The following is a 25,194-nucleotide window of genomic DNA, read 5'->3' as shown; positions in this document are numbered from 1 at the left end:
AAGAAACACTCCACCGTCAATCAAATTGGTAAACGGCTGCTAACTCTTTTTTGGTGTAAATTACCGCCCCCTCAATAGCGAAGTCCTGTTTTGATTTTTCTCCATGGCTCACTTATGGAGCTATTCCCTTAGCCAGAACAAACTCTGAGATTAGGGGTTACTTTTAGCCCCTTTTATAACATAAGCTCAAGTTTTACAGAACCATTTATAATAATAATTTATAGCTGACGTGGGCTATCCACTTCCATGACTTTACCAACAAAAAAGGCGTGAAATAGCTCCTCGACAACCCCTGCCGTAAGCCGGCAACGGCTCCTCTAGCAGCCTCCAACTATTTATCTAGAATTTAAAGTATGGGCCACAAACCAACTTGTTCGAGCAGTTGAGTGCGCGCCTGCCGAAGCGTCCGTTGCGTGGCCATTTCGAATAACTGAAGACGCCCCTGGTGAAGCGTTTGCTGCCTAGCAATACTGGCAAGCTCTTCCGATAATACGGCCAGGGCATCGTACCAGACCCCAGCCTTGGCATAGGCACGGGCGCGGCTTAAGGGGTCAGCGGTGGTGGTCGCCTGAAGAGCAGCGATCGGAGGTGTACGCATGATGAATCTTCTGGCAATCCGATGGTTGGAAAAAGACGCTTGGGGATTTTTCTCCAGGCTCACCGACCACTCATAGGCCTTTCCCAGCTCCAGGCGGGCGCCATGTGCGGAAAGCTTAAGAGCATGAATGCCGCTTGGCACTGGACCCGGAATGGATAACTTAAGAAGTGGCTTCGCAGCATTTTGGGGAATCAAGGTATGCACAACGGACTTCTCTATCGCTTCAGGAAGGTGCCAATAGAGGGTCGGCTGGGCCTTGACTGTCAGCGCCACATGTTCAGGAGCCAAAAGGGTCACGGTGGGAACCACAGCTTGCACCCCTCGGGTAGCGCCGCTTGCCACCCGAACCACCGGTGTGAGACGCTCCGGTGCAGGAGGAATATAGGGGATCTGGGAAATAGACAACGCTGGAGAATTCTCCGAGCGTTTTTCGGTGGCCGCTGCCTCTTTATCGCTTCGGTCTTCCCCTGCTAGGACAATCAAGGAGATTAGCATACCCAAGCTAAGAAGCATCAGATAACCGAAAGGTTGTTTTGTCATATCTCGTTTTCCTCCTTAGGGGGCTGTTTCCTTTGCCCCATGGCTATAAATCCGGTAGATGGTAAGAGGATGGTCCCTGCCTCGGAGAGGATGGGTACCAATACACTTTGCGCCATACCCTGGACCGAGCCGTTGCCAGGTCGATTCGCTCACTAGGATCCGAAACCCAGAGTTCAGTTCACCTTGAAATCCCTTTTTATCAAAGCTCTCAAGACGGGCGGCAATATTCACCGTATCGCCCACGGTAGTGTAAGTCATCCGCTGGGAGCTCCCCACGCTACCTGCAATGGCAGGACCTGTACAGATTCCGATACGGCAACGATCGATAGGCAATCCCTGGGCCCTTAAACTAGCATTTACCCGGACCAATTCCTCCCCCATAGCCAGGGCGCAATTCACAGCCTGTCGAGCTTCAAGACTAATCGCTTCGGAGTGGGTTCTTGGCACCGGGACTCCAAAACTTGCCTTCAGCCCATCTCCTGCATAATCCTCGACAATGCCGCCATGAGCCTCCACGATCTGGGCCATGGTGCCCATATAGCGGTTGATCCAATCCATGACAAATGCAGGATCCATTTTTTCTAGGGCGGAAGTGTAGCCCATCAGATCACTCATCAGCACGGTGATAGTCAGCTCCTGGGGGCGTAATCTCCCCGCTTCCATGAATTCCTCTCGCTGCCTCCAAAGCGTTGCTGCGACCTCGCGGGAGACATAGTAACCAAATAGATCCATGATCTGTTTGCGCTCTCGGTGCTCCCGCAGGAACAAAGCAAAGATAGCCGCAGCAAAGGCACTCCCCCCGGCAAGCGTTAAAGCTGCCACGGGAAGCCACCAACCTTGAAGAAAAAATAAATAGCCCCCCCCTACGGGTAAAATGACGCCGCCAAGGGCAGCAAAAGTGAGGCGCACCGAGGACCGAGTGGCAAACCCCAACGCGCTACCCATTACAATTGCAAGTAAAATTCCTATTAGTTCCTGTTGCTCGCTCAATACCTTGAGGGGAGTATCCCCGGAGAGAGCTACTCTGATGAGTTGATCCGCAGCATGGGCGTGCAATTCAACACCATACAAAGGATCGAAGCCCAAGCTGCTAAAGGGGGTTTCATACCGATCAGGCACACTAGGCGAGGTAGTGCCAATGATTACAACCCGTCCTCGGATAGCCTCAGGATCCCATTCTCCGTCCAGCACCGCTGATAAAGAGACGGCGGTAAAGGGCAAGGGACCCCGCCCATAATCCATCAGATACTGATAACCGCCATCATCTGCCCCATGATAGCCCCCATCATGGGCTCGAAAGCGGGGCAAGGTAGTCTCGCCAAGGCCCACCAAAGCCGGATTCCTAGGATCTGGAGTGAGGGTGATCCCCTCCTCTTGCAGATATCTGAGAGCCAGTTGTAGGGAGAAGGCCAAATAGGCTTGGGCTGGGTTTTCGGGATTCCAGAGAATTAGAAGTCCCCGACGGATGATCCCGCCCTGATCTTGTTTGAGGTCGGCAAAGCCTACTTGATCTCTGTTTTCAAGAAATGCCGGGGCGGATACAGACTGACCAAGACGCTTGTCAACCATCACGATACGGGGGTCTTTGTTAACAATTTCAGCCAGGCGCTCATGTCCTCTGCTGGCCAGATCGCGAAATAAATCAACGCCGATGGCCCGAGGAGCGTGAGGCAAAAGCTTTTCTAGAGTTTGCGCAAGCAGACCATCGGAGAGGGGATAACCGAAACGCTGGATATCGGCCTCCTGGATTCGGATCAAGACAATGGGCGGTGCCGGTCCTCTTCGATCAGGACTGAATCCAAGGAACCGATCATAGATGCTTAACTCCAGTCCCTGGAACAAACCCACGTGGCGAGCGCCGGCAATTCCAGCAAACACAGCAATAGCAATACCCAAGGACAAAAAAAGCTTGGAATGAAAAAAATGAAAAACATGACGCAAAAAATTCCGGCGCACTTTCATCACTAACGAATATTCTGCCATCAGTGTCAAATACTTTGGTGTTAATGCCCTGCCCCCTCATGGGTCACGATGCTCTGCTCGCGCTCTAGCTTCAGGGGAATCATTACCCATTAACTCAGCATCTGAATCCGCCGCTGGCGAGAAGTCCAGATAATAATGGCTTGCCACATACTGCTTGATTGCAAACCGCGTCAGCACTCCTACCACCGCAGCCACCGGAACAGCCAATAATATGCCTAAAAAACCAAACAATGCCCCGCCCGCCAATAGGGCGAAAATGACCATCACCGGATGCAATCCCACTCGAGTACCCACCAAGCGGGGCGTGAGAAAATTGCCTTCGAGAATCTGCCCAACCACAAATACTCCCGCCACTAGAGCAATCGGGGTCCATTCAGAAAACTGCACGAATGCCAAACCGATCCCTGCAATAAAGCCTATGATGGTGCCCACATAAGGGATAAACGAGAGCAATCCCGCACTCATCCCTACCATTAACCCAAAATCCAACCCGATCAGTGTTAACCCCACTGCATAAAAAGTCCCCAGCAACAGGCACACACTGGCCTGACCCCGTATAAAACCCGATAAAACCCTATCGATGAGCTTGACCTGCTCACGAATGACAGGAGCATATTTTCGCGGCAATAAATCATCGACTCGAGCAACTAAATTATTCCAATCACGTAGTAGATAGAATGCCACCACTGGCGTAATGAAAATCAGCGACAAAAGATTAGCCAAGGCAAGACCACTGCTTAGCAGCTTACCTAGTGCTTGTACTATCCAACTAACCACTGTACCTGCCTGTTCTCTGGCAGTCGTCTCCAGCTGGGAGATATCAACTGACCAGCGTTCTTGAAGCGTTTGCAACCAGGGCCAAGTTGAATCCTGCACCCGCGCAATCAAGGAAGGCAGCACTTCTATCAAATGCATGATCTGGTTACGCAGTAGCGGAACCAGCAGTAACAATACGACGATGACAGCCAAGATAAATCCCACGGTTACCAGGCTGGTAGCGACCGTGCGCGACCATCCCTTGTCCTCGAGCCTATCACATAGGGGATCAATCAGATAAGCAACCGCTATCCCCGCCACAAATGGCAACAGAATTTCCCGAAGCAAATAAACTAAGAGAAGAAAGAGCAGAAAGCCAGTTAACCAAAATCTAAGTTGCCGCCTCGCACTCACTAGTAAAAACCTCTCACGTTGACATAGATACTTTACCCTCGGTATAAGTTCCTCGACAAAAGTTTTGAGGTATTGGAGCGAGGGGTGGTGTGGAGCCAGAGGACAGGAAAGTCCCCACACCGATTCGCCAGAAGCGAACATGAGCACGTTCAATAAAGGCTGTAATTACATCACGGAAGTGGCATTGAAAGACAGGTTTGGCCTGAATAAAGACAAAGCGAAATTGGAGGGCGCGCCTCCTTCCCCTCTAAGCTTCGCTTTAGAAGGGGTAGCTGCGTGAAAAAAACGATGACAAACAAGACTTCTTGGCAACCTATTCCCACTCTCTCTCAGGCCCTACAGGGTGAAACTGTTGACACTCTAAAAAAGCTGGCCAAGGCGATACGTAAAGCTGACCTGGTAGAAGCCATTTCCACCCAATTGCATGGCGAAGGATTGCGGACTGTGTGGAAACAGCTTGATGAACTCCAGCAGGCTGCCGTAGCAGAAGCCGTGTATTCCACAGAACCTCGCTTCAAGGCTAAGTTTTTCCAGGCCAAGTACGGAAAAGAACCCCGTTGGTATGAAGGTGGACGTGGCCTACATTCCCCCTGCCGGGGTGCGGCGGGATTATGAGGAGATGTGGGGAACCGATGACATGGCGTTTTTTAGCCGCTATGATGGGCTTTTGTTCTTCCGCATTACTCCTTTGGGCGCTTTTTGCTTGGGACTCCAAGAGCGCTACACGCCCGCCCCTCGAAAATCAGCTTTACAACTGGAAGTGCTGCCTAACCTAGAACTGGTCGTAATGGGACATTCTCTCCCGCCGGCAGAGGCGTTTTTTCTAGACACTTATGCAGATCGGCGTTCCGAAGCTGTCTGGAAATTAAATCAGGCAAAATTGTTGGCAGTGACGGAGCAAGGCCGAAACGTCGGCGCCTTACGTCAATTCCTGGAGAACCACAGCATAAAGTCCTTGCCGGAAACAGTGGACCGCTTCCTTGCCGATGTAGAAGAGCGCACCCACCGTCTCAGAGATCAAGGGATGGCCCGGCTCATTGAATGTGCCGACCCGGCCCTGGCTGCGCTGATTGCTAATGATACCCGTACCCGAAAGCTGTGCCTGCTCGCCGGCCACCACCATCTGGTCGTGCCGGCAGAGGCTGAAACCCGCTTTCGTACCGCTTTGCGCAAGCTCGGCTATAGCCTACCCAAAAAATGATAGAGCAGCTTTCCCGGGACAGCCGGGTCGCGCCCCTGTTAAGTCAACGGCTCACAAAATTGTCTTTCCGCGTAGAGATTGAGTGGCGGGGCTTGCTGAAACAAACCTTAGTGGCGGTGGGTTATCCAGCCGAAGACCTGGCCGGCTATGTGGCCGGGGAACCCTTGCCTATTCAACTCCAGGAGATAAGCCCAGACGGCTCTCCCTTCGTCTTACGCGAATATCAACAGCAAGCTGCTGCCGCCTTTTACCAAGGAGGTAGCGACCAAGGAGGTAGCGGGGTGATTGTGTTACCTTGTGGGGCCGGTAAGACCATCGTGGGTTTAGCGGCCATGGCCGCAGTGGGTGAAAATACCCTGGTGCTTACCACCAGCATGACCTCAGTGCAGCAATGGCGCCGAGAACTGCTGGACAAAACAGACTTACCTAACGAGGCCATCGCCGAATACAGCGGGGAGAGAAAAGCGGTTGGCCCCGTGACTCTGTCGACTTATCAGCTGAATGCAATGAATTGCGAATAGCCCAGTCCTCGGAACAGGAGATGGAATATGCCTTAGCACCCCGGCGGCAACAGTTTCGAGTCGCTGCAGAAAATCCTCGCAAAGCAGAAATCCTCCAGAAAGTGCTAGAACGGGAGGCGGGCCGACGCATTCTCATCATCAGTGTGCTGTTTTAAACCTGAATGGCTAATTGCCTTTAATCCGCTTCTCCTGGGCTGGAATAACGCAGAATCCCTGGGACTCAACACCCAAGGCGGTATTAAACTTACTGGACATGTTCTGAAAAGCAATTAAGCCGGTGAGTTCAATAATAGTCTCCTCATCAAAATGGCGGCGCAGTTGCTCGAAATGATCCCCAGTGGGCTGCCGCTCCTGGTAAGTCATCGCCTCTGCATAGGCCAATACCGTTTTTTCCCGATCGTTAAACAAGGAGCTTGCCTTAAATTCGGAAAGGGCCATCAGCTTGTCCGGTTCAAGGCCACGCTGGAGCACCATGGCAGAATTGAGATCAACGCAAAAAGCACAATGGTTGATTTGGGAAACACGCACCATCACCAAGGAGCGTAATTGAGGATCGATAGGGGAAGAGCGGCGGTCGATGGCTCGATACAGAAGTACAAAAGGCACAAACACTTTAGGGATACGCCCCCACAGACGCGCCCCTTCAAATACAGCCCCATAACGGCGTTTTTGAATCCAAAATAACAGCCGTATATACCAGGGAAACCGATATTCGGGTGGGGTTGAAATAACAGGCATGGCTGAACTCCTTAGCTATACTCAATTTTAGAAAGTAATGCTCCTTTTCATTGCCTCTTCCTTAGCAAAGAAAGGCAAGGGGGAGTAAATGGTATTTACTAGGATGACCGCGATGTTCCCTATGATACGCTTTGCCCTCATCGTGCTCTTAGCTCTCTCAGCTAATGGTGATGCTATTGAGCCACCCCAATCACTTCCAGAATCCATGAAAGCCACAGTAGATGAACAGGGTGTACAGCATATTTCCATTATTGCTGGCAGCTATTTCTTCCGGCCTAAGCATGTCATTGTGGAAGTCAATAAACCGGTAAAGCTTTCCGTGGCAAAAGAACCTGGCCTTATCCCTCATAGTTTTGTTATCCAAGCGCCAGAAGCGGGTATCTCCATCAATATCTCTTTAGATACAGAGCCTAAAGTAGTGACTTTTACTCCCTTCAGGACAGGCCGATTTACCTTTTATTGTGATAATCAATTTCTCTTCTTCGAAAGTCACCGGGAAAAAGGGATGACCGGCGTTCTGGAGGTGTCCACAGAGTAGCCCCCCCTAAAATAGGGTGGAATGTTTTTTAACGAAGATAGGCCTCAGCCGCATAACGCCGCATCATTCGGTGGCTGTTAAAAAAGGAGGCGTTTTTAGAAATCGCCCCTTTCATCACCGCAATCCAACCGCTTCGATCCTTCCGATAAAGGGGCAAGACGACTTGCTCCAACTTTTGATATAGCAAAGCCGATTCCTCTTCTCCTTCCCTGCCATCCCCAATGGCCCAACCGGTGATTCCCTCAATACACCCTTCAATCCACCAGCCATCAAGCACACTCAAACTGGGAACGGCATTAAGGGCGGCTTTCATCCCGCTGGTTCCCGAAGCCTCCAAGGGGGGCAAGGGGGTATTAAGCCAGACGTCGACCCCAGCCACCATCGTCAGTGCCAAATCCATACCATAATTGGGAAGAAAAGCAATGGGAATGCTATCCGCCAACTCCCGCTGATGGGCATGGAGGAGTTCAATCAAACGCTTACCCCCTTCATCCTTAGGATGGGCTTTGCCAGCCAATACGATTTGGAAGGGTTGCTGCCGGGCTATGGCCCGTAATCGTTCTATGTCGGTAAACAACAAGTCCGGACGCTTGTAGGTAGTCATTCGCCGGGCAAAACCTAGAATAGGGAGCGCCGGATCGAAGGCTAGCTGGGTATTCTCTTTAACAGTTTCAATAAGCTGTTGTTTAGCTTCTTTATGGGCATTCCAAATGGCCTCATCAGAGATGCAGCATTCCGCCCGAACCAGAAGCTCCGGTTCATGGCACCAACCTGGCAGATAGGTGTCATAGAGTTTGGCAAAACTCGGATGGGTCCAGGTGAAAGGGTGAACTCCGTTGGTGACGGACTTGACCTGATAGCCGGGAAACATCTTTCGGGACAATTCCGCATGGCGCTTAGCCACTCCGTTGACGTATTCGCTCAGATTAAGCGCCAAGCGAGTCATGTTAAGGTTTTCTTTCCCTGCTAAGAGTTTTAAAGTGGCCAAATCAATAAAATCACCCAGGACCTGTTGGACCAGATTGTAGGGAAATTTGTCATGCCCCGCCTCCACCGGCGTATGGGTAGTGAAATTACACAGATCCCTCACCCGGGGAAGGTTATAGGGAGACTCCCCGGGGCGGATCTCCTCCTTTGGATAGGCATAGCGCCGGAGCAACTCCAGTGCCAGCAACGCCGCATGGCCCTCGTTCAAATGATACTCTCGGATTTGGAAACCCAACGCTTGCAATATCCGGACCCCACCAATACCTAAAATGATTTCTTGCTTGAGCCGGTAGGCACTATCCCCCCCATAAAGTGTGTGGGTAAGCCGCTGATCCTCAGCGCTATTTTCATCCAGGTCCGTGTCGAGCAGGATTACCGGCTGCCGTCCATTCATATGCCCTTTCAGCACATACAGCCAGGCCCCGATCCATACCATTTTGCCCTCTAGGGGCACTGCAATCTTAGCATCGAGCGGTGTAGCCCAATCCTCTGGTTTCCAAGGATCGGGATACTCTACTTGCTGCCCCTTAGAGTTAATCTCCTGCCGGCAATAACCCGCCCGGCTGACCAGGCTGACGGTCACCAGAGGCAATTCTAGGTCGGCTGCCGAACGGACCGTGTCCCCCGCTAAAACCCCTAAGCCGCCGCTGTAAATAGGGATCTCATTACGCAGGGCAATTTCCATAGAAAAATAGGCAATGCGCTCTTCATCCACAAACTCATCCAAAATATGCATAATGACTTTCCTCTCTTCATTTAATGTCTAATGTCTAGTCCCATGGGCTAAACCCTGAATTTATCGCTGCCTTGAACAATAGTAGAATCAGACGGGGTCATGATCTCAATACTCAATCTAAAGGAGGGTGGATTCCATGGGATCGCAACAGCAAACCAACACCACTGAGCTTACCTCCAACCGAGAAAAATTCATGGGGTGGATGGTGATTGGGTGGGTCATGGCGGGGGCGATTGGCATTGTCCTCAGTTGGGCCTTTGGCGATAGCCTCATCGGGGACGCCATGGGCTGGGTCATTGGCGGAGCCATCGGTGGTTTGATGACAGGGTATGCCTTAACGCTGCTCAAAACCCCTATTCAGAGCAAGCAAGTGACCGTACTGGCCCTAGGCTGGGCCATTAACCTAGCCTTCTTCGAAGCCATTGTTGGCGCCATTGGGGAGACCCTAAACATTGCGCTTAGCTGGACCCTGGGCTGGGCTATAGCTGGCACCATCGGTGGATGGGTGACCGGCTATGCATTAACCTTGAAGCAGCCCCAGCTCCAGAAAAAACAGCTCGCCCTGATGACTCTGGGCATTGCCATGGGCTGGGCCATCGGCGGAACGATTGCCGGGACCATGGGGGATGCCCTCAGTTGGACCATCGGCTGGGCTATCGTTGGAGCTACCCACGGCAGCATGCTACTTTGGTGTTTCAATCAACCCAAATTCAATTTCAGAGCGTAATCTCACATCCCCGGGCTTTCAAGGGCGGTAACACTCGTCTTTGTTTACCTCAGCGATAATCCGGATTGGTAGTCGAAACGGCAACCGGCCTCCCATTGAGAGTGTTGATTACCATGAGCCGGGACACCGCCCGCGTCTTTCAACAGGCGCGCAGTAGGCATCAAGTTCCAAGTCATGAAAGTGGTATTCGGAAAAATCTAATCCATGTCCCTTGCAAGGGATTTTTGCTTTTCATTCAAAATCCTATCTAATTTCCTTCCCACTACTATATTTGCCCTTCCCTGCCCGGATTCAGAGCGTTAGTTATCCTAGGGCATTGTGCTCCAGAGTTATTCTCTCTAACCTTATGTCCTCCACGGCCGTTCTGGAACCGATCATGAAAAATATAGCGCATATTTGGAGTTATTCCTGGTGGCTCGCTAAACTAGAGCTTCCTCTTGCTTTAACTCCTCCTTTTCCTCATCAGCGCCACCCCCCCTCATGAGTTCCATTACTGTTCTGCTGTTAGTTCTGGGATTTATCCTTTTGATGGAAGGAGCAGAATGGCTGGTACGAGGCGCTGCCCGGCTAGGGGCTAACAGTGGCATTTCACCCTTGGCCATCGGCTTAACGGTGGTGGCCCTCGGAACCAGTGCTCCAGAACTAGCGGTGAATCTGCAGTCGGCCCTGGGCGGTCACCCGGATATTGCCGTTGGCAACGTGATCGGCAGTAATATCCTGAATGTGCTGTTTATTTTGGGTATCTCCGCATTGATCACCCCCCTTTCCGTGTCCGCGCCCTTGATCCGCTTAGATGTGGCGCTGATGCTCGCCACCTCCAGTTTAGTTTATCTACTTGCCTTAGACGGTCAGTTCAGCAGGTTGGACGGAGGATTGTTGTTCATTGGCATGATCATCTATCTCGTATTCTCCACCATTAAATGCCGCCGGGAGAATATGGAGGTCCCCCATGAGTATACCGAGGAATATGGCCTCCAAAAAAAAGGAATTCTTAAAAGCTTAGGGTTGATCCTATTGGGCCTGCTTCTGTTAGCGCTGGGTGCCCGCTGGCTAGTGGCCGGCGCGGTCGAAATGGCTCGATTTTTTGGCGTCAGTGAATTAATTGTAGGATTGACTCTCATCGCCATCGGGACCTCCCTGCCAGAGGCAGCAGCCTCCGTTGTGGCTAGTCTAAGGGGCGAACGCGATATAGCCGTGGGCAACGTGGTGGGCAGTAACCTTTTTAATCTCCTTGCCGTACTGGGACTGACCAGTTTAGCCACCCCGGCAGGAATCCCCATCTCACCGGCGGCGCTGAACTTCGACATCCCGGTGATGCTAGCGGCCTCTATTGCTTGCTTGCCTATTTTATTTACCAGCCATCTTATTGCCCGATGGGAAGGGATACTATTTCTAGGCTACTATCTGGCCTATACCGCCTACCTGCTTCTGTATCCTCTGCAACACCATGACCTGGAAACCTATAATTCTACTATGCTTGGCTTTGTGATACCCCTTACCGCCATCACTTTGCTGGTACTGGTGATAAGGGCTCGACGGAAGCCCTGAGGAGGTAAACCAACGACCTTCCCCATCGCTGAACGGCAGGGAGGCAACAATGGCAGGTAGAGCAAAAACCCACAGGAGAATGGTATGGATGAAACAACCACGCAACCCCAAACAGACCCTCCCTCAATGTCCAGCCACCCCGATACTTTTACCTGTCCCATGCACCCAGAAGTCCAGGAAGAAGCCCCAGGAGCCTGCCCTAAGTGCGGCATGGGACTGGAGCGGGAGAACCCAACAGGCACCAAACCGCGAACCGAATATACCTGCCCCATGCATCCGGAGGTGGTGCAGAACGAGCCGGGGGAATGCCCCACCTGTGGGATGGCCCTGGAACCACGCACCATCACTCTAGAGGAGGAACGTAATCCGGAACTGGAAGACATGTCCCGGCGTTTTTGGATCAGCGCAGCACTGGCGGTGCCGCTGGTCATCATTGCCATGGGAGATGTCATCCCTGGAGAGTTTCCTGAAAATCTGGCCACACCACGAACGCTAAACTTTATTGAATTACTGCTGGCGACCCCCATTGTGCTCTGGGGTGGCTGGCCCTTTCTGACCCGAGGTTGGCACTCGGTATTCAACCCTAACCTTAGTCTGTCCACCTTACTACTCCGCCTTGGCCTATGGGTTTGCATACTGCTCGCTGTGCCGCTGGTCATTATGGCTCTCGGGGATGTAGTTCCCGGGCCTTTTCCCGAAAATCTGATCGCTTCCCCCTACCTCATGCCGATCGAATTAGCTCTCGCCACCGCTATTGTACTCTGGAGCAGTTGGCCCCCCCTGGTCCGCAGTTGGCAAGCCGCGTTCGACTTAAACCTTAATATGTTTACCCTGATCAGCCTGGGGGTGGTTGTTGCCTATTCCTATAGCCTTGTGGCCACCCTATTCCCAGGCTTATTCCCCCCCTCCTTTCAGGACGAAAGTGGCCAAGTCAATGTCTATTTTGAGGCGGCTGGAGTCATTGTGACCCTGGTGTTGGTAGGCCAGGTATTGGAGCTCAAGGCGCGGAGCCGGACCAGAAATGCAATTAAGTCTTTGTTAGGATTAGCCCCTAAAACTGCCCGGCGAATTCGAGACGATGGCAGTGAAGAAGATGTTCCCCTGGATCAAATCCATCCTGGAGATCGCCTTCGGGTTCGCCCTGGAGAAAAAATACCGGTTGACGGGATCGTTGTGGAGGGCTCAAGTTCCATAGATGAATCTATGATTACGGGTGAGCCTATTCCCGTCGAAAAAACCCCCGGTGATCAGGTCATTGGTGCGACCGTCAACGGCACCGGGGGGCTCGAGATCGAAGCCCAACGGGTGGGGGGCGAAACTATGCTGGCGCAAATTGTGCAAATGGTGAGCGAGGCCCAACGCAGCCGGGCCCCTATCCAAAGACTTGCCGATCAGGTCGCGGCCTATTTTGTCCCAGCGGTGGTGGGAATCGCCCTCCTCACCTTCATTATCTGGGGCTTTATCGGCCCAGAGCCCAAAATGGCCTATGCCTTGGTCAATAGCGTTGCCGTGCTCATCATCGCTTGTCCCTGTGCCCTAGGATTGGCGACCCCCATGTCCATCATGGTCGCCATGGGGAAAGGGGCCACTTCCGGGGTATTATTCAAAAATGCCGAGGCCATTGAGGTCATGCGCAAGGTCGATACCCTGGTCATAGATAAAACAGGGACCTTAACCGAGGGTAAGCCGAAAGTCAGCCAAGTCGTTCCCGCAGAAGGATTTGAAGAAACGGATATTCTGCGCCTAGGGGCCAGCCTAGAGCGGGCTAGCGAGCATCCACTGGCGGCCGCTATCGTCAGTCACGCCGAAGAAAAAGGACTCACATTGGCCTCGACCCACCATTTCCAGTCATCCACTGGCAAGGGGGTCACCGGCGAAGTGGAAGACCGCCAAGTGGCCATTGGCAATCTCAAGCTACTGGAAGAATTGGAGCTGGATCCGGGGCCTCTCTCTGAACGGGCTGAGGCCCTGCGGGCAGAAGGCCAAACGGTGATGTTTGTCGCCATTGATCAGAAACCCGCTGGCCTCATTGGGGTGGCTGATCCCATCAAAGAAACCACGTCAGAGGCAATCCGCGCTCTTCACAATGAAGGCGTCCAAGTGGTCATGGTCACTGGCGATAATCAAACAACCGCAGAGGCAGTGGCTCGGAAGCTCGGAATCCATCGGGTAGAAGCCGAAATTCTACCGGATCGAAAAGTGGCAATGGTTAAAGAGCTTCAAGAAGAAGGCCGGATCGTCGCCATGGCTGGGGACGGGATTAATGATGCCCCGGCCCTCGCCCAGGCCCATATTGGCATCGCCATGGGAACCGGCACGGATGTTGCTATGGAAAGCGCCGGAGTAACCCTGGTAAAAGGGGATCTAGGCGGGATCATCCGAGCACGGCGCTTAAGCGAAGGGACCATGCGAAATATCAAGCAGAATCTATTCTTTGCCTTTGTTTATAATTCTCTGGGGGTCCCTATTGCCGCTGGTGTGTTGTATCCTTTCTTTGGATTGTTGCTATCGCCTATTATTGCCGCCACCGCCATGAGCTTTAGCTCAGTTTCAGTGATAAGCAACGCCTTACGCTTACGCACTGTTCAACTATAAAATAATGGGTTAGATTTAGGAGAGACCAACAAAAATGAAATTGTCACTTAAAATAAAAATTCGATATTCATTCATGCTCTTGCTGCTCATGCTAGCGGTAGGATCTCCTTCCTCTTATGCCGCCAGTAAGATGTATTGTTCTACATATACGAAAACTGCCGTTGCCCAGAACGCGCAAAACATCGAAAATAACTGTGGCTATACTGGGCCCCGATGGAGTTCTGACCCTGAGCATCACAATGAATGGTGCCTGAATGCATCAGGCCAAACTGCACAAAGGGAAAATCTCGCACGCATAAACCAACTGGCTAAATGCCCAGGAGTTCAATTTCCCGCGGGGGCTGATAAACGCTGCAACATATACAGCATCGTCTCTATAGGGCAGAACAAAGCCAACCTTTCTACTGGGTGCGAGCTATCTGGTCCCACCTGGAGCTCCAACTACGGCCACCATTACAGCTGGTGCCTCACCGCCTCGCAAGAGCTCACCAACGCCCAAATAACGGCACGGCAACGGGAACTGGACAAATGCGCTCAATAAATCTAATAAAAATATTACCGTCCGGGTTAGTCCAGTATTTCGGCTAGTCAGCTCGGTAACTGTTTCTTGGATAGATTGTAGCTTATTAGAAAATATCGCTATCGGTTCCCAAAATAAGAGAACCTCCATGTTGAGTCGTCGCCTAACTCATTCTCCAAGTTCGTCCTGAACTTTCCGAATGAGTTGGTTGGCTCAACCAGCCTCAGCCCTTCGGGGCTACGTTTGAAGTTGAAGCGAAAGCGACTCACCCTGGGGTGCATTTCTCAGCCCCAGGCACTGAGGTCAAAGGCAATGAACTACGGAGCGACACAGGAGCGAATGCCGAGACTGAACGACCCTTCAAACATTGGCGAGAGAACCCTAACTTTTAGAGTAGCGAAAGCTAATGAATAGAGTTTTTGTATTAGACACTGATAGAAAACCGTTGATGCCATGCAGCCCAGCAAGGGCAAGACGGCTGTTGCGAGACGGGAAGGCCGCGGTTTATCGGATGCAGCCATTTACGATCATCCTGAAATATAGGGTTGATCCCAACCCGCAGCCGGTTGAATTTAAGGTTGATCCGGGCAGCAAAATAACCGGGCTGGCTTTAGTTGGGAATTTTCCTCAACAGGGGCGCGTGGTGTTATGGGCCGCCAATCTTACCCATCGCGGGTACGCCATCCGTGAGCGGCTGGCTAGTCGTCGTAGTTTGCGCCGAGGTCGTAGAGGCAGAAAGACCCGCTATCGTGCGCCACGATTTCTAAACAGAACAAAACCGAAGGGTTGGCTGCCGCCATCGCTAAACTCGCGGGTTGAAAACGTTTCGAGCTGGTTTAATCGTCTGCTAGATAGAGTTCCCATTTCAGAATGTCATATCGAAACTGTGCGCTTTGATACTCAAAAAATTCAGAACCCTGAAATTAACGGCGTTGAGTATCAGCAGGGCGAGTTGATGGGGTATGAGGTGCGCGAATATCTGCTAGAGAAGTGGGACAGGAAGTGCGCTTATTGCAATAAGAAAGATATCCCGCTAGAGGTTGAGCATATTATACCGAGATCGAGGGGGGGTAGTAATCGGGTATCTAATTTAACCCTGGCCCGCGCGCCCTGCAACAAAAAAAAGAACAGCAAAACGGCGGCCGAGTTTGGATATACCCAGATCCAGTCCAAATCCAAGCTGCCTCTAAAAGATGCAGCGGCGGTCAATGCTACCCGCTACGCCATCGGGTGCACTATTCAGTCAGTGGGATTGCCGACTTCTTTTTGGTCTGGTGGGCGCACCAAGAAAAACAGGATCAGCCAAGGCTATACCAAAGACCATTGGATAGACGCGGCATGTGTTGGCGAAAGCGCTGGGCAAGTGACAATAACTGAAGGTTATCGGGCGCTACATATCAAAGCCACGGGGCGCGGAACAAGGCAAGTCGTCAGAACCGACAAATATGGCTTTCCTCGCGGCAAGGCGGGGCGGTGTAGGCGAGTAAAGGGATTTCAAACGGGTGATCTCGTCAGGCCCTCGCAACCCCAAGGCAAGTACGCTGGCGATCATGTTGGGATACTGGCCAGCATTCGGGCTAGCGGCACCTTTGATGTGAAAGCCAAGGCCGGGAAGATCTCGGCCAACTGGAAAAATTTCAAACTAATACAGAGGGGAGATGGTTATGACTACAGTCTTTCGGCTGTCTGAACCAAATACGGCGACGACAGCAAGTAATGCGGCCCTCGCGCTCGATGCTCCGCTGCGCTGCGCACTCTCGCTAGGGGGGCGTCGCACTTCCTTGTACTCCTTCGGGGATAGGTGAGCTACCTTGATCTTACGGTAAAATAGCCTAGGCTCAATACAAGGCTAACCTGGAAGGCAGGATAAGGGTGTCTCAAGGAAAAAGGCCAGATCCTCATCTGAAACTGACTTTCGCTCATGCAAGCCATGGTATAGTAGGTAAACCCGTCACCCATACACCACGGCATCGATGCCGGCGTTATCGAGACCAGTCAAAGCGCAATTCCACAAATCGGAAACGCCTAGCAAGGATATCAACCTTCAATGGTTCGCAGTAGAGAACACCAAGGATGTTGCACTCACCATCCGGTATAGGGGAGCAACTTCAACAACCTGGAACAGCAGAGTTCCAGCACTTGCTGGAGAAGCTACCAGCAGGTGCCTACATGTGCGACCCTAATGGTCTGATCACTTACTTCAACCAGCGTGCAGTTGAACTTTGGGGTCGGGCGCCGAAACTAAACGATGCCGAAGACCGGTTCTGCGGCTCCTTTAAGCTATTTTCCCCTGACGGCTCACCGATTCATCACAACCAGTGCTGGATGGCATTGGCACTCTACACGGAGAGGGAATATAACGGACGCGAGATTATCATCGAGCGCCCAAACGGTCACCGCCTCACCGTCGAAGCCCACGCCAACCCGATTTACGACGAGGTAGGGACACTCCTCGGGGCGGTGAACGTTCTCGTGGACATCACTGCTCGGAAGCAAGCCGAAGAAAAGCAGCGCCAGATGCAAGCGAAACTAGCGCACATGGAGCGGCTCAGTCTTGCGGGAGGGATGGCCGCGGGATTGGCCCATGAACTCAATCAACCCTTGGCTGCCATTGTCTCTTATAGCGAAGCCTGCCTTAATCTGCTGCACTCGGGAAAAGCAGGGACCCCCAAACTCATCAAAATCATGGAGCGAATAGTAGAACAAGGGCAGCGGGCCGGGAAAATCACCCACCGTTTAAAGGATCTTACGGGCAAAACGACGCGGCAACGGATACCCGTGAACCTCAATGTGCTTATTGGCGAAACAATAAACCTTATAGAGGCCAAGATACGGGAGCGTAAAGTTAAGCTACGACTTGATTTAGCGGATTGGCTACCACCCGTTGAAGCCAACCCCCTACAACTCCAACAAGTCTTGGTCAACTTGATCCAAAATAGCCTTGAAGCCATGAGCGACATTGAAGCCCATCAACGGAGGTTATTCATTGGAACCGCTCATACCGCAAGCGGTGCCATCGAAGTGGCCGTGCGTGACAGTGGCCCGGGGCTTACTAGGGAAATCCTGGAGCAGCTATTTCAACCCTTCGTCACTACCAAGCCCTACGGTATGGGTCTAGGACTGTCAATCAGCAAGTCCATCATCGAAGCCCACGGAGGCCAATTATGGATAATTTCCAATCCTGGGAAAGGCGGTACGTTCCACTTTACCTTGCCCCGACAGCCCTTCACCTAGCCAACTAAACCCCCCGTCCAGTCTTCGCTGGAAATATCACCACCGTTCATCAAACCGGTACAAACCCCCATTACGTGCCGAAGCATAGGCTGCTTTAATTTCACGGGAAAATGGCCTGCGTTCAATATCAGAGTAGTTCCCCTTCGCACTTTTAACCCCAATCTGATAGGCGGGATAATACTGATCCATGATGTTTACATAAGTATCTGGGGAAACCTCATGGGCTAACCACTCAAAGATCGCTTCGGCCTCCTCTTCCTGACCAGGCATGACCAAATGCCGCATCAGCAGGCCGCGGCGGGCTAGGCCATCAGGACCAAAACGGAGAGGACCTACTTGCCGCTGCATTTCCAGAATCGCCTCACGGGCCCGTTCCGGATAATCCTTGGCTTTAGCTAACCGCCGCGCACTTTCTCGGCTCCAGAACTTAAAGTCAGGCATATAAATATCCACCAGACCTTCAAGCAACCGTAACGAGGCCAAGCCATCATAAGCACTGGTGTTGTAGACAATCGGCAAGCGCAACCCTCGGGGAACCGCTAGGGCAATGGCTTCCACCACCTGGGGAGCCACATGTTCGGGGGTCACAAAATTGATGTTGTGGCACCCCCGTGCCTGAAGCGTCAACATGTGGTCTGCGATTTTCTCCGGCGTACACTCCCGCCCCTCTCTTTGCTGGGAAATATCCCAGTTTTGACAGAACACGCAACGCAAATTGCACAACCCAAAAAAGAGGGTCCCAGAGCCCTTCCAACCCCGCAGGCAATCCTCTTCGCCAAAGTGGGGAAATACGGTTGAAACCACCGCGTACCGCCTGGTATGGCAAACTCGAGCCTGGTTTTCAAGCCGATTCACATGACAATTACGGGGGCAAACACAGCAGTCTTCAAGTTCCTTTAGGGCAGCCTCTACCCGGGATTGAAGTTCACCCCGTCGATAAAGCCCCATATAGGCAGGCTCAAAATCCTCGATAAGAAACTTTGGATCTGTGGCGGGAGGCGTTCTTTGAATGGCAACCATGGCAAACTTCCTCAACTTAAGCATTCCTTTTAGGCCATCACTCACGACGGAAAGTTTCCCCAGCCGGAATCTTATGGTGCTGCCCGCGGCAGCACGCTCCCAGAATCCACTGAGTAGCGTTTATTTGCGTGCATTCGCGGCTAAAAGCAGAATCTAGGTTGTTCCCCGTATCTATTTTCCTTTGCCCCTGTCGGTAGGTTCTAACGTGGAGCCGTAGGGGGAAACGCAGTGGAACCCACTGCTATCCGCCAAGGTTTTCCAACTGCTTCTTAAATTAATCGAGGATCCTCCAGCTAGTACCCATCTGCCAGCATTTAACCTTGGAGATCACGCTTTTTCTGCTCGAATTCCTCCCGGTCAATCTCACCTCGCGCATAGCGCTCTTTCAAGATCTCCAAGGCAGTCTTTCCAACACGCCGGTCCCGGTTTGAAGAAGTGCTCACCAGCCACTTTACCAAAGCGATTACCCCTAGAATGACCAAAATCCAGAACAACAGCATGAACAACCAACCGAAACCCATCCCCCAACCGAAATGGTCCATATCTCCCATCATTAGGTGTCTCCCCTACGACCCCTGAAAAAGTAACCAGAGAACTCAAAACTTATTAGCAATCCTAGTCACGCCTAACGTCCGGTAGAACTGAATCCGGGCAACGTTAATCACTCGGCACATCTGGGCCAACGCGAGAAACTCCGCTGCAGAGGCGCGGGCTTGAAACTTTTCACGGCTGAGGCGCAGCTTTCCTGGCGGATAAAGCCCCCTTGAAACTCGCCTACCGTGCCTTTCACACCGATTAGCTCACCGAGGTAGCCGATAATGGGATTGGGATACAGCCCTGCCTGCAGCGCCTTGGCGTGCTCGGATTTGATCTAGGCACCTCCACCTGACCTGGACAGGGGCAAACACTCTTCCCGCCACAGGCAACCATACTGATGGCAGTCACCTTCCCGCGCCCTGGCAAAACAATCGATATTGCCCTCCGCACGCTGAATGCACCGGACAAGTTCGACCTTATTGAGTCCGGGATTAGGTATACTGAGCAGGCGAGCAATGCTAAGTATTGCATTCATATCCATCTTCATTCTCCTCCAGGGCGTTTTTCTAACTCAATTCAAGCCTAAATTCGCCTAACCAGTGAACAGCCCCTGCTATCCCCCAGCCGGCACAAATTCCCCACAAAAACAGGAGGGCCGTTTGAAATGGTGGGTGGTATAGACTTCTGAAAGCTGTTGCACTAGGGTTTTCGGATTAGAGTCATAAATTAACCGAGCCCCTGTGTCTTTGTCGCCCATACTGGCCACGATGTAGGGAAGTTGCTCGGTAATGCCGCCACTGCCTTCAAGCACGCCGATTAATTTGCCCTCATCATAGGCAATAGCAAACTCCCCCAGGGTACCGGAGCGGCCGCCCAGGATAATCACCACGTCACTAGAGCGGATATTGGTCACCTCGCGGCCCATAAGACCACTGCCCGTGTAGATCAGCACATCAAAGGCATCAGAAGGGGAATAATATTTGTGCACATGTTCATCCAGGCTGAGGGCTGGCGAAATGCCTACCGAAAGCCCACCATAGTCATGGACGCCCCGCGCACAGGCATAGGGAAGCCCCGGACAAGCACCCGTCATTAGGATAAAACCCTGGGCGGCAACAGCCTGTCCCAGGGCATAGGCTTTTTCTTCCAGGGGAAGGGGCACTTCAGAGGTGGCCGAACCCATTACTCCCACCGTCATGCGCATCCCAGGGGCTTTATTTACAAATAATGCCGGATCGGCTAGAAATTTATCCCGACAATTTGAGGAGCAAAAATAATAAGTCCGACCTCGGTATTCCGTAGCTGAATGAGCATTTCGGGGATCTAAAGCCATCAAACAAACGGGATCACGGACCATAAGCTGCCACTTCTAAAGATAAATGCCATAGACCATTCCTCATAAACGCTGGGATAGGGTATCGGACTAATCCTCTTGTTCTACTTCTGCTGCCAACTCGTGATGCAGCTTCGCCAGTGCCCGGTTGTCTTCTGCCGCTTCCTTATAGCGGCGAGCTAAGGCTTTGCAATGCTGAGCCATATAGCTCCGTTTAGGGTAAACACCGGTGACTTTTTCATAGGCCTTGGCCAATTTTTGATGTTCTTCCGACTTCTTTCCTAAATGCTTGGCTTCCCCTTCGTAATGGGCCGCTAACCGTTCATGGTCAGCTTTGGTTCGAGCGTTGGCAACTGCCTGTTCGATGTCCTCAATCCCAGGTCCCTGGCTGTGCGTGAGCATAGGTACAAAGATAAAGGCCATTACCAGCACCATTCCCAGTACCAGCCCCGTGTAGGTTGGTCTCTTTCTTTTCATCACATTATCTCCTTTAATAAGCTCCTATTTGAGCTGTTGCCTGAAAACCATGCCCTATTCATCGGTTTCCACCTTAATCTTTCAATAAAAAGCTGGCTTTAAAGGCGCCTAATAGATCCAGATACTGTTCCACCAGACGGGTAAGCAGGAATTGCTCACGCACCGTCTCCCGTGCTTTTTCGCCTAGACGCTGCTGCAACGCTTCATCTTTGACCAGTTGCACCATGCGCTGAGCTGCCTCTTCCACAGAGGAGACCAGAAAACCGTTGACCCCATCCTGGATCTGATAACGGATCCCCCCCACCTTACCCCCAATGACCGCTGCCCCCTTCCACATGGCTTCGGTCACAGTCAACCCAAAGCCTTCGCGGATAGATTTTTGCAACACCACCGCGGCCCGTCTTTGCAGCGCATTCACCAGTGCTGAGTCCTGACAAGAGAGAATAAAAATGCGGTCATCGCCGCATCGGCACAGGGATTCGAAGATCTCTTTACCTTCCGGATCATCGGTGGCCACATTACCAATCAGCACCAGCGTGCAGGCGACTTCCTTACGCGCGAGACGAAAAGCATCAATCACCCCTTGGGGGTCCTTCCAGCGGTCAAAGCGGGACACTTGGACCACCAAAGGCAGGTCGGTCGGGATATCGTAATGATCTAACCGTTCCTGGGCCTCTTCCTCCATCAATTCCCGATTGGTGGAGGAAAAGGGATCAATGGCCGGCATGAAAAACCGCTGTGGCACAGACAATGCCTGAGCATAGTCTTCAAGACTCAAAACCGCAGCATCATAGCGTTCAATAAACGAAGCCAGGTAGCGCCAAAGTTCCGGGTCCGGATGGGAGAGATCCACATGGCAGCGCCAAATCCAAGGACACTTCTTGCGGAAATGTTGAATCAGGGGTAAAGGCTGGGGGTCGTGCACAATAACCATGTCATGATCCAAATGCATGCGCAGGGCATTTTCGTAAATCACTTCCTGGTAGATTTTCTTCTTCTGTTCAGTAAGGTTGATTTCACCCCCTTGCAGGGCATTGTGCATTTTTTTAGTGATACTAAAAAAATCCGGCCGTCCTTGAATCACTCGCCAGCCAGTTTTGATCCCCAGTTGGTTCAGCAGTAGAGTCTGAGAGGAGAGAATTTGCGCTACCCCACCGCCGTAATAGGTGGAGTTGACATTCACCACATGGAGGTCCCGCAATCGCTCTGCCTTCCTGACAATTCGTTCTACCGCTTCAGAACCAATATAAGGTGCATAATCTTCAATTTGGGTCACCTGGAAATCTGCCATAATGTCCGCCTATTTAAGCCCCTAAAGAACTTCTTTTATTCATTACTGGAGGGAGGCAGGGTAAGTTTCATCCCCACTCTTATCTGATCAGGGTTCTCGAGCTGGTCCCGATTGGCGTCATAGATAAGACGCCACTGCATGGGATCGCCGTAGATGCGCTCTGCAATCCGAGAGAGGGTATCTCCCGATTGGACGGTTACGGTCTTCGGCGTCGCCGGGGCCACTTCGACCTTCTCTGGTTTTTCTTTGGCTGCCGGTGTGGAAGGAGGTGCTGGTGCGACTTCTTCGACCTTTTTACGGGGACGTTCCGAGGGCGGAGTCACCGGGGTTTTCTCTACTGGGGCTTCAGGTTTCTCAGGCGCCTTCTCTGGTAGTGTGGGAGGCTGAGCCACTTCTGCAGGCTTTTTCGGTGGGGGCGCCACCTCCTCACTAGGGGGCGCCCTGGCGATGCTCGTTTCACCACTGGGTAGCGGTTCGGTAGGCTGGGGAGCTGCTGGTGTCTCTTTCTCCGCCTCTGCCACGGTGGGGGTTTCCTCTTTTATTTTCCCGCCCAGTTGCACCCATAAAATACCCCCGACCAACACGGCAGCCATCAAAAAAATGACTGTCGCGGGCACTACCCATTGATATTTGGACTCCCTTGCGGGCGCCGGCGCCGGTTTGACTGCGGTGGGCGGGGCTTCCTCCTCTTTTTCCTCCCCCATCTTGGCTCGGTAACGTTCCAGGAGCTTGGCATTGATGGCCACAATGACCGTGCTCACCGACATGAGCGCTGCCCCTACCGCCGGCGAGAGCACCAACCCAATAGGATAGGCAACGCCAGCAGCCAGCGGAATAGCCACTGTGTTGTAGCCGGTGGCCCAGAGCAAGTTCTGAATCATCTTGCCGTAAGTGGCGCGAGATAAACCCAATGTGGCGGACACATCCCGGGGGTCGTTACGGACCAGGACAATGTCCGCGGACTCGATGGCCACGTCAGTCCCCGCGCCAATGGCAATTCCTAAATCAGCCTCTACCAAGGCCGGGGCATCATTCACCCCATCCCCCACCATGGCCACCACCAATCCTCGGGACTTTACCTCGCGAATTTTGGCCGCCTTTTCATGGGGCAGCACTTCGGCAAAATAATCATCTAATCCCAGCTCCTTGGCCACATGGGTAGCCACGGCGCGGCTATCTCCCGTCAGCATCATGCACTGAATGCCCATTTCCTTGAGATGGGCAATGGCCTCAAAGGATTCCTCGCGGATAATATCCGCCAGCGCAATAGCCCCCAGGATTTTCCCCTCGCCGAGGACATAAACCACGGTCTTGCCTTGGGCCGCCACTTCGCTCAGGCGCTCATCCTGGACTTCCAGTTCCTGCTCTTTGAGATAACCGGGACTGACCACCTTGATTTGCTGTTTCTCAATCACGGCCTGGGCGCCACGCCCCGGCAAATTCTGAAACGCCTTGATTTTGCTAAGTGAGATGCCTTTTTCTTGAGCCGCCTCTACAATTCCTTGGGCAATGGGGTGCTCCGACTGTTGCTCTAGGGAGGCGGCCAAGTGTAATAGGGCTTTTTCATCTAAATCCGCCAGAGGGATGACATCGGAAACCCCAAAGCGACCCTCGGTGAGGGTCCCGGTCTTATCAAAGACAATGGCCTGCAGATTCCGGGCTCGTTCAAAGGAGGCCCGGTTGCGGATTAATAGGCCATTGAGCGCAGCCAGGGAAGTGCTCACCGCCACCACCAAGGGCACCGCCAATCCCAACGCATGGGGGCAGGTGATGACCATCACCGTCACCATCCGCTCTAAGGCAAATTCAAAGGATTCCCCCAGGAGAAACCAGGCCAGGAGCGTCAGCCCACCCACCGAGAGGGCAATATAGGTCAGCCATTGGGCGGCGCGGTTGGCTAAATCCTGGGTGCGGGAACGAGAACCTTGGGCCTGGCGGACCATTTCGATAACTTGGGAGAGGTAGGTTTCAGCTCCCGTCTTTTGGATCTCCAGCACCAGCGCCCCTTCCCCATTAAGCGCGCCGCCGATGGCCTCTTCCCCTTCACTGCGGGTGACCGGCTTGGATTCCCCAGTCAACATCGCTTCGTTCAAGCTGGAGGTGCCCTCAACGATAAGACCATCTGTGGGGACTTTCTCTCCCGGCTTGACCACCACCCGATCGCCCGGTTTAAGCTCCGTGACCGGGACCTCCTCGGTGGTGTTATCGCCCTTTAAGCGGTGGGCTTCCGTAGGCATTAACCGCACTAACGCTTCCAGCGCACCCGAGGCCCCCATCACCGATTTCATCTCGATCCAGTGACCGAGCAACATGACATCAATCAGGGTGGCCAGTTCCCAGAAAAAGATCTTGCCCGACAGCCCAAAGACCACCGCGCTCGAATAGAAATAGGCCACCATGATCGCCAGGGAGATTAAGGTCATCATCCCGGGCTGGCGCTGCTTCAGCTCATTAAACAGTCCTTTGATAAAAGGCCAACCCCCATAAAAGAAGACCCCACTGGCCAACCCAAATAAGAGGTATAAGGATCCGGGAAAGGCGAGCATCTGCTTTAGGTTCAGCGCCTCTTGGATCATGGGCGAGAGGGCCAGAATAGGGAATGTCAGGATTAAGGAAATCCAAAACCGGCGGCGAAAATCCGCGACCATGGTCGCGTGGTCGTGGCCTTGAGGCGCGCCCTCCCTGGCGCGACCCCTTCGGGCCTCCTGCGGAGGTCCCGATTCGCTCCCGGCGAATCGGTCGTGATGGGCTTTATGCTCCTCCGGGGTCTGCTTTTTGGGACGCTGTGCTTCCTGGGATGAGCGGTGTGCGGTGTGCGGCATGGCCGTCCTCTTCCTTACCTTCTTTAACCTTCGCGATCTCCCTCCCTTAACGATTGAGGGGATGACTAAAAATATAGT

Annotated in this window: 22 protein-coding genes; 10 read left to right on the top strand and 12 right to left on the bottom strand. The window is 52.6% G+C overall.

Annotation, left to right across the window (positions count from 1 at the left end; all coding sequences use genetic code 11):
- Positions 1–346 precede the first annotated feature (346 nt).
- From NHAL_RS08330 to NHAL_RS08320, 3 genes are read right to left on the bottom strand one after another with little or no spacing between them, the layout of a single operon-like run.
- Entirely contained in the window at positions 347–1,138 is a 792-nt protein-coding gene (locus NHAL_RS08330) for a DUF928 domain-containing protein (protein WP_013032731.1), read from the bottom strand.
- A 15-nt stretch (positions 1,139–1,153) separates the two neighbouring features.
- Positions 1,154–3,121: a CHASE2 domain-containing protein gene (locus NHAL_RS08325; RefSeq protein WP_013032730.1), complete on the bottom strand. Its 1,968-nt coding sequence runs from the start codon at positions 3,119–3,121 to the stop codon at positions 1,154–1,156.
- Positions 3,122–3,157: 36 nt separating this feature from the next.
- Complete coding sequence (locus tag NHAL_RS08320) at positions 3,158–4,291, bottom strand: AI-2E family transporter (protein ID WP_013032729.1); 1,134 nt, start codon at positions 4,289–4,291, stop codon at positions 3,158–3,160.
- A 288-nt stretch (positions 4,292–4,579) separates the two neighbouring features.
- Here NHAL_RS08320 and NHAL_RS19765 point away from each other — a divergent pair, with 288 nt between their 5' ends.
- Genes NHAL_RS19765 through NHAL_RS22230 form a run of 4 tightly spaced genes read left to right on the top strand, consistent with a single transcriptional unit; the run spans position 4,580 to position 6,168 of the window.
- Positions 4,580–4,906 carry a hypothetical protein gene (locus tag NHAL_RS19765; RefSeq protein ID WP_157862520.1) on the top strand — a complete coding sequence of 109 codons (327 nt, stop codon included), beginning with the start codon at positions 4,580–4,582 and terminating at the stop codon, positions 4,904–4,906.
- Positions 4,854–5,492: a helicase-associated domain-containing protein gene (locus NHAL_RS08315; RefSeq protein WP_083761380.1), complete on the top strand. Its 639-nt coding sequence runs from the start codon at positions 4,854–4,856 to the stop codon at positions 5,490–5,492. The genes NHAL_RS19765 and NHAL_RS08315 overlap by 53 nt, the downstream gene beginning before the upstream one ends.
- The gene (locus NHAL_RS08310; RefSeq protein ID WP_049780617.1) at positions 5,489–6,013 is read left to right on the top strand and encodes a DEAD/DEAH box helicase family protein; all 525 of its coding nucleotides are present in this window, start codon (positions 5,489–5,491) and stop codon (positions 6,011–6,013) included. Before NHAL_RS08315 ends, NHAL_RS08310 begins: the two co-directional genes overlap by 4 nt.
- Positions 6,014–6,033: 20 nt before the next feature.
- A complete protein-coding gene (locus tag NHAL_RS22230) occupies positions 6,034–6,168 on the top strand; it encodes a P-loop NTPase family protein (RefSeq protein WP_275261090.1) in 135 nt (44 codons plus the stop codon).
- Between the two features lie 10 nt (positions 6,169–6,178).
- On the opposite strand, the gene NHAL_RS08305 is transcribed toward NHAL_RS22230, so the two are convergent.
- Positions 6,179–6,751, bottom strand: a complete 573-nt coding sequence (locus NHAL_RS08305) for a carboxymuconolactone decarboxylase family protein (RefSeq protein WP_013032727.1) — start codon at positions 6,749–6,751, stop codon at positions 6,179–6,181.
- Positions 6,752–6,863: 112 nt separating this feature from the next.
- On the opposite strand from NHAL_RS08305, the gene NHAL_RS08300 reads away from it, so the two are divergent.
- On the top strand, positions 6,864–7,289 hold the full coding sequence (locus NHAL_RS08300) for a cupredoxin domain-containing protein (protein WP_013032726.1): 426 nt from the start codon (positions 6,864–6,866) through the stop codon (positions 7,287–7,289).
- Positions 7,290–7,317: 28 nt separating this feature from the next.
- Here the strand turns inward: NHAL_RS08300 and glgP are convergent, their stop codons facing one another.
- A complete protein-coding gene (gene glgP / locus NHAL_RS08295) occupies positions 7,318–9,012 on the bottom strand; it encodes an alpha-glucan family phosphorylase (RefSeq protein ID WP_013032725.1) in 1,695 nt (564 codons plus the stop codon).
- Positions 9,013–9,148: 136 nt separating this feature from the next.
- On the opposite strand from glgP, the gene NHAL_RS08290 reads away from it, so the two are divergent.
- From NHAL_RS08290 to NHAL_RS08265, 5 genes are all read left to right on the top strand, one after another.
- Positions 9,149–9,739, top strand: a complete 591-nt coding sequence (locus tag NHAL_RS08290; protein WP_013032724.1) for a hypothetical protein — start codon at positions 9,149–9,151, stop codon at positions 9,737–9,739.
- 480 nt (positions 9,740–10,219) lie between these two features.
- Complete coding sequence (locus NHAL_RS08285) at positions 10,220–11,287, top strand: calcium/sodium antiporter (RefSeq protein WP_013032723.1); 1,068 nt, start codon at positions 10,220–10,222, stop codon at positions 11,285–11,287.
- A gap of 84 nt (positions 11,288–11,371) precedes the next feature.
- A complete protein-coding gene (locus NHAL_RS08280) occupies positions 11,372–13,882 on the top strand; it encodes a copper-transporting P-type ATPase (protein WP_013032722.1) in 2,511 nt (836 codons plus the stop codon).
- Positions 13,883–14,808: 926 nt separating this feature from the next.
- Positions 14,809–16,092 carry an RNA-guided endonuclease IscB gene (iscB, locus tag NHAL_RS08270; RefSeq protein ID WP_013032720.1) on the top strand — a complete coding sequence of 428 codons (1,284 nt, stop codon included), beginning with the start codon at positions 14,809–14,811 and terminating at the stop codon, positions 16,090–16,092.
- A gap of 383 nt (positions 16,093–16,475) precedes the next feature.
- The gene (locus tag NHAL_RS08265) at positions 16,476–17,636 is read left to right on the top strand and encodes a PAS domain-containing sensor histidine kinase (RefSeq protein WP_013032718.1); all 1,161 of its coding nucleotides are present in this window, start codon (positions 16,476–16,478) and stop codon (positions 17,634–17,636) included.
- A 36-nt stretch (positions 17,637–17,672) separates the two neighbouring features.
- On the opposite strand, the gene NHAL_RS08260 is transcribed toward NHAL_RS08265, so the two are convergent.
- The 7 genes from NHAL_RS08260 to NHAL_RS08230 all read right to left on the bottom strand — a co-directional run bounded on the left by NHAL_RS08260 (position 17,673) and on the right by NHAL_RS08230 (position 25,116).
- Positions 17,673–18,656 (bottom strand): radical SAM protein, encoded by a 984-nt coding sequence (locus tag NHAL_RS08260; RefSeq protein WP_013032717.1) that lies wholly within the window; start codon positions 18,654–18,656, stop codon positions 17,673–17,675.
- Between the two features lie 314 nt (positions 18,657–18,970).
- Entirely contained in the window at positions 18,971–19,210 is a 240-nt protein-coding gene (locus NHAL_RS08255) for an SHOCT domain-containing protein (protein WP_013032716.1), read from the bottom strand.
- A gap of 317 nt (positions 19,211–19,527) precedes the next feature.
- Entirely contained in the window at positions 19,528–19,728 is a 201-nt protein-coding gene (locus NHAL_RS08250; protein WP_203434374.1) for an SAP domain-containing protein, read from the bottom strand.
- A gap of 78 nt (positions 19,729–19,806) precedes the next feature.
- Entirely contained in the window at positions 19,807–20,550 is a 744-nt protein-coding gene (locus tag NHAL_RS08245; protein ID WP_013032714.1) for an SLOG cluster 4 domain-containing protein, read from the bottom strand.
- 66 nt (positions 20,551–20,616) lie between these two features.
- Entirely contained in the window at positions 20,617–21,003 is a 387-nt protein-coding gene (locus tag NHAL_RS08240) for a hypothetical protein (protein WP_013032713.1), read from the bottom strand.
- A 73-nt stretch (positions 21,004–21,076) separates the two neighbouring features.
- Entirely contained in the window at positions 21,077–22,294 is a 1,218-nt protein-coding gene (locus NHAL_RS08235) for a glycosyltransferase (RefSeq protein WP_013032712.1), read from the bottom strand.
- Positions 22,295–22,329: 35 nt separating this feature from the next.
- Positions 22,330–25,116 (bottom strand): copper-translocating P-type ATPase, encoded by a 2,787-nt coding sequence (locus NHAL_RS08230; protein WP_013032711.1) that lies wholly within the window; start codon positions 25,114–25,116, stop codon positions 22,330–22,332.
- Between the last annotated feature and the right edge of the window lie 78 nt (positions 25,117–25,194).

Origin of the sequence: Nitrosococcus halophilus Nc 4, from assembly GCF_000024725.1 — a bacterium.
Lineage (GTDB): Bacteria > Pseudomonadota > Gammaproteobacteria > Nitrosococcales > Nitrosococcaceae > Nitrosococcus > Nitrosococcus halophilus.
Note: the sequence above shows the minus strand (reverse complement) of the source record. Positions and strands in the feature narration are given on the sequence as shown.

Bases quoted from the DNA above. Each gene is read 5' to 3' on its own strand.
- NHAL_RS08245 (WP_013032714.1), bottom strand. From the start codon at position 20,550: ATGGTCCGTGATCCCGTTTGTTTGATGGCTTTAGATCCCCGAAATGCT.
- NHAL_RS08285 (WP_013032723.1), top strand. From the start codon at position 10,220: ATGAGTTCCATTACTGTTCTGCTGTTAGTTCTGGGATTTATCCTTTTG.
- NHAL_RS08265 (WP_013032718.1), top strand. From the start codon at position 16,476: ATGTTGCACTCACCATCCGGTATAGGGGAGCAACTTCAACAACCTGGA.
- iscB (WP_013032720.1), top strand. From the start codon at position 14,809: ATGAATAGAGTTTTTGTATTAGACACTGATAGAAAACCGTTGATGCCA.
- NHAL_RS08255 (WP_013032716.1), bottom strand. From the start codon at position 19,210: ATGATGGGAGATATGGACCATTTCGGTTGGGGGATGGGTTTCGGTTGG.
- NHAL_RS08240 (WP_013032713.1), bottom strand. From the start codon at position 21,003: ATGAAAAGAAAGAGACCAACCTACACGGGGCTGGTACTGGGAATGGTG.
- NHAL_RS08235 (WP_013032712.1), bottom strand. From the start codon at position 22,294: ATGGCAGATTTCCAGGTGACCCAAATTGAAGATTATGCACCTTATATT.
- NHAL_RS08300 (WP_013032726.1), top strand. From the start codon at position 6,864: ATGTTCCCTATGATACGCTTTGCCCTCATCGTGCTCTTAGCTCTCTCA.
- NHAL_RS08290 (WP_013032724.1), top strand. From the start codon at position 9,149: ATGGGATCGCAACAGCAAACCAACACCACTGAGCTTACCTCCAACCGA.
- NHAL_RS08250 (WP_203434374.1), bottom strand. From the start codon at position 19,728: ATGAATGCAATACTTAGCATTGCTCGCCTGCTCAGTATACCTAATCCC.
- NHAL_RS08230 (WP_013032711.1), bottom strand. From the start codon at position 25,116: ATGCCGCACACCGCACACCGCTCATCCCAGGAAGCACAGCGTCCCAAA.
- NHAL_RS22230 (WP_275261090.1), top strand. From the start codon at position 6,034: ATGGAATATGCCTTAGCACCCCGGCGGCAACAGTTTCGAGTCGCTGCA.
- NHAL_RS08315 (WP_083761380.1), top strand. From the start codon at position 4,854: ATGAAGGTGGACGTGGCCTACATTCCCCCTGCCGGGGTGCGGCGGGAT.
- NHAL_RS08325 (WP_013032730.1), bottom strand. From the start codon at position 3,121: ATGGCAGAATATTCGTTAGTGATGAAAGTGCGCCGGAATTTTTTGCGT.
- NHAL_RS19765 (WP_157862520.1), top strand. From the start codon at position 4,580: ATGACAAACAAGACTTCTTGGCAACCTATTCCCACTCTCTCTCAGGCC.
- NHAL_RS08310 (WP_049780617.1), top strand. From the start codon at position 5,489: ATGATAGAGCAGCTTTCCCGGGACAGCCGGGTCGCGCCCCTGTTAAGT.
- glgP (WP_013032725.1), bottom strand. From the start codon at position 9,012: ATGCATATTTTGGATGAGTTTGTGGATGAAGAGCGCATTGCCTATTTT.
- NHAL_RS08260 (WP_013032717.1), bottom strand. From the start codon at position 18,656: ATGGTTGCCATTCAAAGAACGCCTCCCGCCACAGATCCAAAGTTTCTT.
- NHAL_RS08280 (WP_013032722.1), top strand. From the start codon at position 11,372: ATGGATGAAACAACCACGCAACCCCAAACAGACCCTCCCTCAATGTCC.
- NHAL_RS08330 (WP_013032731.1), bottom strand. From the start codon at position 1,138: ATGACAAAACAACCTTTCGGTTATCTGATGCTTCTTAGCTTGGGTATG.
- NHAL_RS08305 (WP_013032727.1), bottom strand. From the start codon at position 6,751: ATGCCTGTTATTTCAACCCCACCCGAATATCGGTTTCCCTGGTATATA.